This window comes from Vibrio sp. 2134-1 (assembly GCF_033339495.1).
The window spans coordinates 56,390-68,560 of sequence record NZ_JAWOUS010000010.1 but is presented as its reverse complement, the minus strand read 5'-3'; the positions used below and the strand labels follow the sequence as shown (position 1 = coordinate 68,560).

Sequence of the window (12,171 nt, the reverse complement as noted above, 5' to 3'; positions counted from 1 at the left end):
TCAGCGGTTTGATATCATAACTTATAGATTAAATTTCTTTCTAACTTATTGATTTATTAAATGCCAGCACCATGTCCAGGTTCTGATTGGTCATCAGAAGCGTCTTGTTGTTCTGCCATTTCTTCTTGCTGTTGTGCTTTCTCAATGCTCAACCACCAAACAAATAACTCATACCAAATTGCTAGGATAACGGCACCTAAGAACAGACCAACGATGCCGTAGAAAAGCATACCACCGATGGCACCGAGCAGAATCACAGGCATTGGCACGTCGACGCCACGTCCCATTAACATTGGTTTGAACAGGTTTTCAGAAAGAGCCGCAACTACGACCCAAACAGTAAACATGGTTGCTGTTGAGGTGTCTTGGGTCATGTACATGAAGCCAATCACAGGTAGCACTGCGAGCAACGCCGGGAGCTGAGCGATACATAAAATCATTAGAAGCAGTGTGAGTAAACCTGCTGCCGGAACGCCAAATACGAAGAAACCAGCACCGATCAACAGTGCTTGAATCGCCGCTACACCGACTACGCCAAGCAGTACGCTTTTAATTGTCGCAGCGATAAGCGTGGTCCAGCTTTTTGCGTTTTCACCAGCGGTTCGAATCGCGATGGTTCTTAAGCCTGATGCTGCAGATTCAGAGTACGTCATGAAACCTGCTGCAATCGCAAGTGACAAGATTGAAAGCAGTAAACTTCCCAATACGCCCCCCAGTGTACCCAGTAAAGATGTGAGCCCTGCCTTTATTTGTGGCATAAAGGTTTGAATCGCTTGTTCAAGATTAGTAGCGAATAGGGTCCACACTTCGTAGAGCTTATCACCCACGATAGGCCAATCCGCTACGGAAGGTTTTGGCCCTGGTATTTTCACTTGTCCATTTTGTAGTACTTCAAGCGCGTGCGTTGCACCATCCACAATGGAGCCTGATACCATAACAAGTGGCGTGACAAGGAGGGCAATACCAAGTAAAGCAATGGTTGTGGCTGCCAGACCTCTGCGACCACCATATACACGCTGCAATTTTTGGGTAAGCGGCATTAAAGCGACGGCTATAATAGCGCCCCAAATAACCGGAAGGATGAAGGGTTTGATGATGTCGTACGTAAACATCAGCAAGACAAAGATCAAGCCAATGCGTATTGCTGATTCCACCATATTACTGATGAAAAGCTTACTGTCGATTTTTACCGATTGTTTATCCATTTTTGTTTACCTGATGATCAATGTTAGAACTGACGAGACTTGAAACAACAATCGCCATATAAAAAACACCTGTGATGGCCTCTAAATACACCACGACTTGAGCCAGTGGTGTTAGAGGACTAATGTCGCCATAACCGAGCGTGGTTAAGGTAACGAAACTGAAATACGCTGCATTGGAGAAGTTCTGCCCCCAAGAAATCGCTTCCATACCGGTAAAGGCTTCAGGCGAAAACTCAAGCAGAATGAGGTAGGCAATCGCCCACATCAGACCAAGTAGCAAGAAAAGCGCTACCGAGCCAATGACTTTGTTGCTGTTGACATGGCCGGTGAAAAGAATCTGTCTTGCGATGGATTTAAAAGTGCCGAGAAAGAACGCAAAGGTGAGGGCAAGCATCACCACATTCATCTCTCTGATGTCGAAAACGGTCTTGATCACAATCACAAGAACCCAAACACCAAACAGGCTGTAGAGGAAACGAGACCAGGTTTTGTCAAAGCGAAGGCTCGCAAAACAGACGATAAACGTCAGAACCGTGAAAGCCTGAAGTATGTGTTCAATCGTCCCTTCACCTACGACTTGTGCCATCGCACTCCCTAGCAACAAAATCACTAGTGCTAAGGTTAGATAGAAGAAGTTGTTTTCTTCATTAATATTTTTGAGGTTTTTACCAATGACCATGGCTCTTCTCACTTAGTTATTGTTCACTTTCTGCGGATGACTCTTTCATCACCATGATGGACGCAGAAAGCCCGAATCGAAGATCAACATCTTCAGGAAGTTCTTGTAGGGAGATTCGCACCGGAATACGTTGTGCTAGGCGAATCCACTGAAAAACAGGGTTTACGTTTGGAAGAAGGTTGTAGCCGACCGTGCCGTCTTTGGGCGCAATACCCCAACCAATCGAGTCAACCGTCGCGTCAATTGGCGTGTCTGGGTGAGACATCAAAGTGACACGCGCTTGGCTGCCTGGTTCGATTTGCGCAAGTTGGTTTTCACGGAAGAAACCAAATACCCAAAAGCTGTTTTTGTCGATCAGTGCGAGCAGTGGTTGGTTTGCGACCGCTTGCGTACCGTTTCTAATATCGAGGTTAGATACAAAACCATCGACGGTCGCATAAACTTTGGTAAAGCTGAGGTTAAGGCGTGCTGATTTTAGTTGTTCTTCTGCAGATTTGATTTGCAGTAGCGATTCTTCGTAAGCGATTTCACGACGAATCAGATCCTTATGAGAAACTGCGCCACGGTCTTTGGCACGAATGTCTTTTAAGCGGTCATATTCGATTTTTTTACCGCGAGAGCTAACAATGGAGCGCTCCAGTGCTACTTCGGCTTGAGATAACGCAACCTGGTAAGTCGCAGGGTCGATTTCAAACAGTAAATCCCCCGTTTTTACTTCTTGGTTGTCTTGCACCGCGACATTTACAATTGGGCCTGATACGCGAGGAGCCACTTTGATGACGTTAGCACGCACTTGCCCATCTCGTGTCCATGGGTTATTAAAGTATTCCTCAAACTTTTGATAGCCGAGCCAAGCTGCGCCACCAAGAATGACAAGATTGAGTGCGATTACGAATAGTTTTTTCATCTTGTTTGGCACCTAAAATTGAATATAAAAGCTGTCGATGGCCACCACATAACCGACCATGATGGCAATAAACGTCAGAGACGGAAAAGCGATGAAGCGAGACAAACGTGTCTTGTTCAATATCATCACCGTTATCCACGTGGCCGTGACGGCGAGAAAGAGCACGAGTAGCGTAGGAGAAAAGTAAACGTCTCCCCAAGAGAGTTCATGAGGCATTACCGATCCTCCGTTTTGTTTTCATCACTGGTCTCAGCCGGAGTTTCGAGTCGCAAAGGCGGCAATACGCGGTTTTCTTCATTTAAATAACTTCCCCAGTCAGTGCGCTCTGTCATCTGCGTGGCAATCGATTCACTGATGAAAGGTTTGCCTGTTTGGGTTTGCCAGCCTCCACCGAGGGCTTTGTAGAGCGCGACAACTTGGTTCGCAACATTACCTTTGATCGTTGCGTAGCTGTCTTCTGCGCGGGTCATTTTTTCTACCGAGTTAAGCAGACGTTCGAATGAAATTTGTCCGTTTTCGTACTGTGTCATGGATATGTTGAACGCACGAATGGAAGAGTTGACCGATTGCAAGCGTAAATCTTTTTGCTGCAAATACAGGTCATATGCTTCGATTGCATTGGTGACTTCATTAACGGCTTGCAGTACCTTTTTGTTGTAGTTCGTCAGCGTTTCTTGGAAGCGAGCATCTTCGAAACGAATGTTATTTTTCACGCGTCCGTATTGGAAAATGTTCCAACTGAACGTTGGGCCAACCACCATGGTGAGCGAATCGCTAAAACTGAAACTGCTGCCATCGGGAACCGTACTGTCGATACCGATGGAACCGAACAACGAAAAGCTTGGGTACAGAGCGGTTTCTGCCACGCCAATCTGCGCACTTTGCGCGCGAGCTTGCATCTCAGAGACTTGCAAATCCGGACGTCGCATCACTAAGTTAGCATCCACTTGCGTATCCAAAAGCGGTGGACGTGGCACAATGGAACGCTCGTCGGTGCCCGATAGCGCCGATTTTCTGCCCGTCGATTTGAACTGGGCTTCGTACTCAGCGATTTGCTTGTGCATCCCATCCGACTGTAGCAGTCGATCTACTTCTTCTGGTAACAGACCCAGTAGCAAAGCCAACACAGTACGTGATTGCTTCATTGCCACTTCGAGGCTCGGTAACGCTGCTTTGGTGGTGTAGAGTTGGTTTTTAGCTTGTTGAACGTCCAATTCTGTAACGTTGCCAGAGTCGAACTGCACCTGAGTAATACGTACGACACGCTCTTGAATCTCGATATTGCGGCGAGACAGCAAAATACGTTCTTGGAATGTGCGATAGTTGATGTAATTGCGCGCCACTTCGGCGGTTATAGTGACCATGATGTCGTGATACGATGCGATGGATGCGTAGTAACCCGCTTCTGCCGACTCAATACCGCGAGCATACTTGCCCCAAACATCCATTTCCCAAGCAGCATCAAACGACAAAGTGGCGTTATTCACGCCCTGATCATTTACGTAGGCACGCGCTAGGTTTCCTGACACGGTTTGAACTTGTGGGTATTGCAAGCCAGTCGAAATACCAAGCAATGAACGTGCTTGGACAATTCGTAGCCCTGCGGCTTCTAAATCGAGGTTTTGTTTGCTCGCCAACTCAACCAGCTGATTAAGAGTTGAGTCATTAAATTGCTGCCACCATTGTTGTAGCTGTTGCTCTGATTGCTGCGTATCTTTGGCTGCTTTTTGCACCGACCAGTCACTTGGCAGTGGCGCCTGCTTTGGATGAACATAATCTGGTCCTACCGTGGTACACGCACTTAGTCCGAGCAAAGAAAGTATGGCGAGGCTTGGTTTGGTTAGTTTTGGAAGCATCATATCCCCACCTTTAAAAACGCTTCTGTTGTAAGTTCACCCAATCGATATCCTCGTAGGTTTGCTTGCAATGCTTGATTGCTTCGAACACGTTCCGTTTTAAATTCAGCAAGATATAAAAACCGGCTATCTCTGAATAAGAGTAGTCAGATAAATCCAACTCACTAAAAAAATCTTCCAGTTTATCTTCGAATGTTTGGTAATCCTGACTGTATTGGTCGAATACGGAGTCGAGTTCTTGTGTTGCTTGATGGCTGGCTAAAGCGCCTGCCATCAAAGGAATGATGGAATCGCGGTGTTGTTGACGAAGCTGAGTAATCAGCGGATTGGCCATCAACTTTTTCTCGGCGGCCATTAAGATGTTGATGTGATTACTGAGTACATCACACGCTTTGCTAAACGCGCCAATCGCTTCTGGCGTGGTTTTATCAAAGTGTTTGTGGTTGATTTTCGAACCCCAGACTTTGAGCTTTTTCGATGAGACATTGAGTGTCACCAAGTGCAAGGCCCGTTTGAGCGGCGTAATAACCGAGCTGGACTGCTGTTGATAGGTAGTGAACAGCTCTCGGGTATGTCGGAAGTAGCGTTCTTTTATGGTCAAAAAGAGGTGTTCTGGTCGTGAGCTAAACGGGAAGTAGTGCGCGAAAATAATCATGAACACCACCATGTAGAACAACAGCATGATCGTCATGAGGATCCCGAAGTGATAAAACATGTTGTTGTCTAAACCAAGAACAAACAAGCCAATCATATAGAAAATCGTCACTGGCCCGTTAAACAGATAAAAGCCGATAAAGGTGTAGATAAAGATGAACAGGCCAAGTTCTAACCCGAGATCCAATTGCGGAAGAATGAAGACGTAAGAAGGCACCGCGAACAAGAAGCCGAAAGTGAACAGCACAAGCAACAAAATTGGGTGCACAGGCACGAACGACAGCAAAGACATAAACATGGTCGAGAAGACCACGAACGAGTAGCCGCCTGGTGGATTGAAATAAATCCAAATCAGTCCTGCAACCCAATAGGTAACAAAGGTTTTGACCGCAGTTTTAAAGTTTTCTGCGTCCCACCATAGAAACTTGCCTTTCGGTTTCGGCAGTGGCACGTCAAAGGAGACATTGTTCGTCACAGAGTCAATACAGCTAATGCTCTCCGCTAAACGCGACAAGTTTTGATGCATCAGTTCCAACAGGTGACCAAGCGTAAGCGCAGAGCCTTTCTCTAGGTGAGCTGCGTCTTCTAGCAACGCTTGGTTGTATTTGACTTTGAATTCCTGAGCACGAAAAGCGGGCTCTTTTTCGTCCCAGACTTGTTGGCAGGTATCAAATAGCGCGTCAATTTCCGCAACGGCTTGATCAAAGTTGCTGATGCTTTCACGGTCTTGCTGGTGGCTAAAGTGGCTGTGCGCCGCAACGGTCAATTGTTGCGTTACCTGCTTGTTCAAATGAACCGCCAAGCGCCACTCTTTCATGTAGGCCGACACGTCACTGCATTCCACACTGACCGTAGCAAAGCGCTGTTCGAGCGCATTTTGGGCGGCAAACATCTGTTCGATGAGAGTGTCCACGCTAGGTTGTGGCTCTTCAGCTTCTGGATTTTCTTCTCCGCCTTCTTGAGGAGAGATTTGCCCTGCCGATTTTTGCTCGAAATTTTGCAAGATAGCGGTGAACAACGCGCGTTGTGCTTGGTTGAGTTGTTCGATGAGCTGTCTTAGGTTTTGTTCTGTTTTGGTCGGGAATAAGAAAGTCCCCACGAGTGTGTAAACCACCACCCCAAACACCGTCATATAGGCGCGGTCAACGCCATAAAGAAACGCACCTTCTGCGTCACCGCCATTGGACATCATCAGTGTCATCACACCGGTCAGCATGAGTAGCGTAGGATCTTTTTGATAGGCATTACGGAAGTAAAAAATGAAAGAGACCACAACCGACACGCTCAGCATGTACAGCAAGCGATCTTGAGCAAACAACCCCACCAGTAACAAGCCAACCACGGCACCAACCAATGTACCTAACACGCGTAAGGTACCTTTGGCGAGGGATTCACGACGACTGCCTGTGGATGCAATCAGCATCACTGTGGTTGCGGCCGTCGATGCTTGCGGCCAACCCATGGCAAACGGGATCAGATAAGCCAGAGTTAGGCTAAGCGATACTTTAATAGCGAATTTTATTTTGTCGTTCATAGTGTCAAAGTTTGCTCAGGCTTATCGTTATAAGTTGATGAATTTCTTATATGAATAATCAGAATCTTGTTCTGAATAAATTCGGGGGGCGGAATATAGCGGGTGAAAAAGTGTGCTTTGTAAACCCTTTGTCAAAACAAAAAGTGCGTATTTGGCTTGATCTCGTGCTAGCCCTTGGCGTTATTGGTGAAACGCCTAAAACGAGCAAATTCGCGATCTGTGATGATTCTCACTTTTGAAACAAAATCGCTGCATTGTGTGAGCCAATTCTCACCTTATATTCTTCGCCTGGTACCAAAGCAGACCACTTGTACCATCTGCAATGAGCTTTAATGCTTTAAAAAGCATAGATGATGAATGGGTACTTGAGAGGGAAAGTTATTACTTTTTATCGGCTTGCCGATTGTTTGTTTATTTTTTTGGATCGAGATAAAAAAACCAAAGCGATCCCACCAAGAATGATGCCGCTGGTTAAAAGAATATGCAGTGAAAGAGGCTCGTGGAGTACGATGCTGCCGAGTAGTAAAGCAATGGCTGGCACGGAAAGTTGGCTGACGGCGGCTTGAAGTAAAGAGAGCTTACGTACGACTTGGTACCAAAGTGTATAACCAAGGCCAGAGGCAATGGCACCAGATGCGATAGCGAGCAACACTCCGCTCAAAGAAAGTTGGATTGAGGACAAGATTAATGGCGAAAGGAGCACGCCAATTATTGATGCAGCGATGAATCCCCACGTGATGCCACTACTTGGAGAAGGCGCTTGTTTGCCGAGCGCAGTAAACGCAGCCCAGCAAACGCCAGAAATCAACATGAGAAGTGCAGAACTGATATCGGGGCGAGTGGCAGATGGCAACATTAACCAAACAAAGCCAACAATCGAAAGGCCGATACCGATGATTTCGAGAAACTGAAAGCGCTCACCTTGCCACCAATAGATTGCCAGTAACGTCAGTTGCACGACACCAAACAAAAGCAAAGCACCGGTTCCTGTCGCCAGTTGTAAGTACGCGAAAGAGAAAAGGGCAGCGTAACCAAATAACGCCACGCCAGCAAAAAAGCGAAAGCGAGAAGTTGGCCGATCGGTTTTCCACTGGCCTCTCACGACAAGCAATGCGATTAAGATAACAGCGCCAGATATCAATCGAACGAGCGTGAAGCTTCCTGCATCAATTAACCCTTCTGCCAAGGCAATTCGACACAATAATGAATTGGCAGCGAACGCCAGCATTGCAATGGCAGTGAGTAAAAAGGTCGACATCCTTGATCCTTAGCGTGTAAATGAACAGCTAGTGTAGATCCAAAAGAACATTTTTATTAGTTGATAAAGTGATTAGTTATAGCTATCAGAGCAAGAAAGTCATTAAAAATAACCAGAGAAAACCTGACCTTAGCCTGGGTCTTACTGTGGTTGGGAAGGTTGTTTGTACAATGACTTAATGGTGTTTTTCAACCATAGCAATTTGGGATTGTACGCATTGCGTTTATGCCAAATCATGGTAAATGGAATCAGTAACTTGTCTTGTTGAGCTTGGTCTAATGGAATTGGCAAGCACACCAAATCGAGATGCAGCTTTTCTGTGTAACTTTTGCAATAGTGCGGCGCGGTGGTGATCATGTCATGCGTCGGCTGCGCTGCCATAAAAAGAGATTGCTCAAAGTTGGACATCGTCAGCCCGATAGAGCGCTGTAGCCCTAGTTCCGTTAATACTTCATCCAACGCCCAAGTTTCACTTTTTTCCCAAACAATATTGATGTGTTGGTAGCTCAGAAAGGTCTCGAGATTCCACTCTTGCTGTAATGCCGGATGATCTTTATGTAAATACACCATCGGCAGGTCATAAAATAGAATCTCAAAATCCAAGAAATAAGGCAGAAGATCCAACGACTCTTTCGATCTAGGGTGACTTTCTCGGCCGGTAAAACCGATATCCGCCTCGCCCCGAATGATGGCGTCGAGTGAATCGTAATCCCAGTTACTGGTTTTTACTTTCGCTTCAGGGTATCGCTGGTGGATAGCGACGATGAGTCTGTCCAGCACTGTGAGCACTAATGGCGACTCAATCGTGATATCAAAACGCACTCCTTTAGGCGTAATATCGCTGCGTTTTTCTGCAATCTGGCTGCCAATTTGCAGCCATTCTGCAAGATCTTGCTCCATGCTTTGCGCCAAAGGCGTTGGCGCAAGACCTTTAGGTGTTTTGACAAACAAAGGATCATCGAACCAATGACGAAGTTTGTTGAGCGACTTACTTACGGTAGAGGGCGTAACGTTCAGCTTTTTCGAGGTTTTCGAGACGCTTTGCTCTTGCAACAATAATTGCAGAGTGAACAGTAAGTTTAAATCAAGTCGCGCTAGGGATTTCTTCATAATGGGTATCGTGAACAGGCTTTGGAATCAATAGTATTAGAGCAAGGCTGATTACGCTACCTAGCACTAAGATAAACACCAACATATTCAGTGCAGTAACGCCGATGAAACCCATAAACCAAATATAGAACGCGGAACTACAAACTTGAGCAATGCCCAGTAACGAGCTTGCCACGCCAGCTTGTTGAGAGAATGGGCTGAGCGCTTGGCTCATGGCCACGCCAAAGCCACAAGCGAAGCCTGCGCAAATCAGCCCAAGTCCGAACACATAGTAAAAAGGTTGTCCATCATGGAAATGGGCTGCACTGAGCACGATGGCTGAACAAACGAGCAATACTTGAGAGCTCATCATTAAGGTTCGCTGCTTGAAAATCCCCAATGCCAATGGCGCCGAGAACGAAATCAACATACTGATCGTCGCAGTCCCCGCCATGATGGAAGAATAGCCACCGCGATCAAAACCAAGCATACTCATCACAACAATTGGTGAAGCGTTAACAAAGGTCAGGATGGTGGTCACTCCAAGTGCAGTAATGATCAGCCTACTGATAAAAAATCGCTCGAAGAACGTCTCTTGATGGCTCTCTGGCGTTGTCTGTTCTTCACCTTGTTGGCTGGGTAGTGATTCCTTGAGAACAAAAATGGCCAATACACTGACGAGAATGCCCATTCCTGCCATCGTGGTAAACAAACTCGGCCAAGGAAATTTCAGCATAATCAAGTGACCAATCACGGGTGCGATCACTGGAATGATACAGGTGATGCCATTGAGCATCGACAATACTTTCGCGCGGCGTTCATCGTCTAACGTGTCGCGTAAAATCGCGAATGCGACGACATAGCAAGATCCAGCCCCGATGCCTTGGCAAAAGCGAGCAATCAAGAAAGTGTTTGGTTGCTCAGCCATCCCGCCGAGAAAAGACGCGAGCACGAAGATCATCGCGCCGACGACGGCAACAGGCTTTCGTCCCACAGAGTCTGCAATTTTCCCCGCGAATAACATGGTGGTAGCCATGCCAGCTAAATAGATCGAAAACGCAATATGCAACTGAGACTCACTGGCGTTGAGATCTGACGCAATTTGAGGCAAACCAACAAGATACAAATCAATGGCAGTAGGGTAGAGTAAAACGAGTGCAAAACTACAAAGTAAAAAACGGGACATGGAAACCTCTCTATCGAATGGCGAGGATAATAGAGTGCTAAACGTTTGCCTGCGAGTGGGAAATACGACACTAGGTATTTCTATTTACGACATACCCTGTATGAATTGAGCATAAAAACAACAAGGAAGATTATGATTACTATTGAAAAGTATTCGCCTGAGCGACATGAACAAACTTGCGAACTTAGCGTGCTAGAAGAGCAATCGCAGTTTACGGTCGCGGATGTGGGTGAAATGCTTACGCGTCTTGAACCTACAGAACTTCCGCATCTGATTTTGACAGACGATGATGTGGTTGGCTTTTTTCTATTTGATGCAGCTTACAGTGAGAAATACGATTTTTGCCCGGAAAACAGTTTAGGCGTGCGGGCTTTGCTGGTGGATCACCGTCATCAAGGCAAAGGCATCGCCAAGCAAGCCATTCAACAGTTTGCCGATTTCGCCAAACGCCATTATCCCGAGTTTGATGCGCTTTATCTCACTGTGAATTGCCGCAACATACCTGCTTATCAGTGCTATTTAAAATCAGGGTTTGAAGATACCAATGAGCTTTACCACGGCGGCCCAGTTGGACCGCAGCACATTATGAGACAGCCGCTTTAGCTATGAAAAACCAAGGATGGAAAGATGAGAATTGAAATCGACAATTTAGAACGGCCGCAAGTGATTGCGATGTTGGAAGGACATTTACAGGACATGTACGCCACGTCGCCACCAGAGAGCGTGCATGCGTTAGATTTAGATAAGCTCAAAGTACCGGAAGTGACATTTTGGACCGGATGGAAGGATGAGCAACTGCTTGGGTGTGCAGCGATTAAAGAGTTGGATGATCAACATGCTGAGCTTAAATCCATGCGCACCACGCCAGCGGCAAGAAACCAAGGTGTGGCGTCTCAATTATTGATTCATGTAATTGAGCAAGCGAAGCAAAAAGGTTTGCAGCGCTTAAGTTTAGAAACTGGCTCGATGGAATTTTTTAAACCTGCGCGCCTGTTGTATGAAAAGCATGGCTTTGTGTATTGCGATCCGTTTGGTGACTACGAACTCGATCCAAATAGTCAATTTATGACCCTAGAACTGAGCTAGGGTCATTGATTGATAGTGAGTTGAAATTAGAAGTTCAAATTGAAATTGATGGTTGGCGACAAGAGGTTTGAACGTTCGTCAGCCAATCGCTTTCTCTTCTCTTTCAGTCTCTTGGCATTGTCTTTGTCTGGATTGCCATCAAGCTGATTATCGATGACCGAGATTTCAGTATCGATTTGTTGGATGCGTTGCTGGCGTTGATATTCTTGATGACCTAACTGGTAGTTCTCAATGAACTCTTTGCTGCTGCACACACCGTAGTATTCTTTGCCTTCGATACCGACAGTGTACCCATTGTCTGGTGAGCAATATTGGATAGTGCCTTTATCAAAGCCTTCTTTCCATTTCGCTCGGTCGGGTGTCACACCCGCTTCACCACAGTCTTCGGTATAGCTATTGATAATGTTTGGATCGTTGCCATCTCGGCCATCTTGATAACCTACGTTGTACCAGTTCGCCGTTTTGCACTCATCCGGAGACATGCTGGCGCAACCTGAGAGCAAAGTCAGTAAAGCCAGGGGGATTAGCGCTCTTTTCATCAGTGACTGTCCTTTAAATAAAATCGAATTGATAACTTGAGTTTAAAATGAACACTGTTCATATCAATGGTTGAAATCATTGTATTCACAATTGTGGTGACTCATTAATCTAAGTGATAAATTTATTATGCTGAATAGAAGTGTGTTTGATTAGTATTATCCACGAACTGCGCCTTTG

General features: G+C 46.1%; 12 protein-coding genes. 2 read left to right on the top strand and 10 right to left on the bottom strand.

Features of this window, described 5'->3' with window-relative positions:
- Positions 1 to 56: 56 nt before the first annotated feature.
- The 9 genes from R7R78_RS12995 to R7R78_RS12955 form a co-directional block, all read right to left on the bottom strand.
- Positions 57 to 1,205 (bottom strand): AI-2E family transporter, encoded by a 1,149-nt coding sequence (locus R7R78_RS12995; protein WP_005386936.1) that lies wholly within the window; start codon positions 1,203 to 1,205, stop codon positions 57 to 59.
- On the bottom strand, positions 1,198 to 1,884 hold the full coding sequence (locus R7R78_RS12990) for a potassium channel family protein (RefSeq protein ID WP_225473733.1): 687 nt from the start codon (positions 1,882 to 1,884) through the stop codon (positions 1,198 to 1,200). Before R7R78_RS12990 ends, R7R78_RS12995 begins: the two co-directional genes overlap by 8 nt.
- Before the next feature lie 16 nt (positions 1,885 to 1,900).
- Complete coding sequence (locus R7R78_RS12985; RefSeq protein ID WP_033906681.1) at positions 1,901 to 2,791, bottom strand: HlyD family secretion protein; 891 nt, start codon at positions 2,789 to 2,791, stop codon at positions 1,901 to 1,903.
- A 12-nt stretch (positions 2,792 to 2,803) separates the two neighbouring features.
- A complete protein-coding gene (locus tag R7R78_RS12980; RefSeq protein WP_005374946.1) occupies positions 2,804 to 3,007 on the bottom strand; it encodes a DUF1656 domain-containing protein in 204 nt (67 codons plus the stop codon).
- Positions 3,007 to 4,650: a TolC family protein gene (locus R7R78_RS12975; RefSeq protein WP_033906682.1), complete on the bottom strand. Its 1,644-nt coding sequence runs from the start codon at positions 4,648 to 4,650 to the stop codon at positions 3,007 to 3,009. Before R7R78_RS12975 ends, R7R78_RS12980 begins: the two co-directional genes overlap by 1 nt.
- A gap of 10 nt (positions 4,651 to 4,660) precedes the next feature.
- Positions 4,661 to 6,835: an FUSC family protein gene (locus R7R78_RS12970; protein ID WP_054574893.1), complete on the bottom strand. Its 2,175-nt coding sequence runs from the start codon at positions 6,833 to 6,835 to the stop codon at positions 4,661 to 4,663.
- Positions 6,836 to 7,223: 388 nt separating this feature from the next.
- A complete protein-coding gene (locus R7R78_RS12965; protein WP_225473731.1) occupies positions 7,224 to 8,093 on the bottom strand; it encodes a DMT family transporter in 870 nt (289 codons plus the stop codon).
- Positions 8,094 to 8,234: 141 nt separating this feature from the next.
- Entirely contained in the window at positions 8,235 to 9,203 is a 969-nt protein-coding gene (yidZ, locus tag R7R78_RS12960; RefSeq protein ID WP_054579373.1) for an HTH-type transcriptional regulator YidZ, read from the bottom strand.
- Positions 9,178 to 10,368, bottom strand: a complete 1,191-nt coding sequence (locus R7R78_RS12955) for an MFS transporter (RefSeq protein ID WP_138939454.1) — start codon at positions 10,366 to 10,368, stop codon at positions 9,178 to 9,180. The genes yidZ and R7R78_RS12955 overlap by 26 nt, the downstream gene beginning before the upstream one ends.
- Positions 10,369 to 10,500: 132 nt before the next feature.
- Here R7R78_RS12955 and R7R78_RS12950 point away from each other — a divergent pair, with 132 nt between their 5' ends.
- Positions 10,501 to 10,971: a GNAT family N-acetyltransferase gene (locus R7R78_RS12950; RefSeq protein WP_033906687.1), complete on the top strand. Its 471-nt coding sequence runs from the start codon at positions 10,501 to 10,503 to the stop codon at positions 10,969 to 10,971.
- 24 nt (positions 10,972 to 10,995) lie between these two features.
- Complete coding sequence (locus tag R7R78_RS12945; RefSeq protein ID WP_213866712.1) at positions 10,996 to 11,454, top strand: GNAT family N-acetyltransferase; 459 nt, start codon at positions 10,996 to 10,998, stop codon at positions 11,452 to 11,454.
- A 26-nt stretch (positions 11,455 to 11,480) separates the two neighbouring features.
- Here R7R78_RS12945 and R7R78_RS12940 read toward each other — a convergent pair whose 3' ends face one another.
- Positions 11,481 to 11,993, bottom strand: a complete 513-nt coding sequence (locus R7R78_RS12940; protein WP_225473730.1) for a DUF2799 domain-containing protein — start codon at positions 11,991 to 11,993, stop codon at positions 11,481 to 11,483.
- Positions 11,994 to 12,171: the final 178 nt, after the last annotated feature.

What these genes read in the sequence shown, in the direction of transcription:
- R7R78_RS12995 (WP_005386936.1), bottom strand. Translation starts at nt 1,205, where the DNA reads ATGGATAAACAATCGGTAAAAATCGACAGTAAGCTTTTCATCAGTAAT.
- R7R78_RS12990 (WP_225473733.1), bottom strand. Translation starts at nt 1,884, where the DNA reads ATGGTCATTGGTAAAAACCTCAAAAATATTAATGAAGAAAACAACTTC.
- R7R78_RS12985 (WP_033906681.1), bottom strand. Translation starts at nt 2,791, where the DNA reads ATGAAAAAACTATTCGTAATCGCACTCAATCTTGTCATTCTTGGTGGC.
- R7R78_RS12980 (WP_005374946.1), bottom strand. Translation starts at nt 3,007, where the DNA reads ATGCCTCATGAACTCTCTTGGGGAGACGTTTACTTTTCTCCTACGCTA.
- R7R78_RS12975 (WP_033906682.1), bottom strand. Translation starts at nt 4,650, where the DNA reads ATGATGCTTCCAAAACTAACCAAACCAAGCCTCGCCATACTTTCTTTG.
- R7R78_RS12970 (WP_054574893.1), bottom strand. Translation starts at nt 6,835, where the DNA reads ATGAACGACAAAATAAAATTCGCTATTAAAGTATCGCTTAGCCTAACT.
- R7R78_RS12965 (WP_225473731.1), bottom strand. Translation starts at nt 8,093, where the DNA reads ATGTCGACCTTTTTACTCACTGCCATTGCAATGCTGGCGTTCGCTGCC.
- yidZ (WP_054579373.1), bottom strand. Translation starts at nt 9,203, where the DNA reads ATGAAGAAATCCCTAGCGCGACTTGATTTAAACTTACTGTTCACTCTG.
- R7R78_RS12955 (WP_138939454.1), bottom strand. Translation starts at nt 10,368, where the DNA reads ATGTCCCGTTTTTTACTTTGTAGTTTTGCACTCGTTTTACTCTACCCT.
- R7R78_RS12950 (WP_033906687.1), top strand. Translation starts at nt 10,501, where the DNA reads ATGATTACTATTGAAAAGTATTCGCCTGAGCGACATGAACAAACTTGC.
- R7R78_RS12945 (WP_213866712.1), top strand. Translation starts at nt 10,996, where the DNA reads ATGAGAATTGAAATCGACAATTTAGAACGGCCGCAAGTGATTGCGATG.
- R7R78_RS12940 (WP_225473730.1), bottom strand. Translation starts at nt 11,993, where the DNA reads ATGAAAAGAGCGCTAATCCCCCTGGCTTTACTGACTTTGCTCTCAGGT.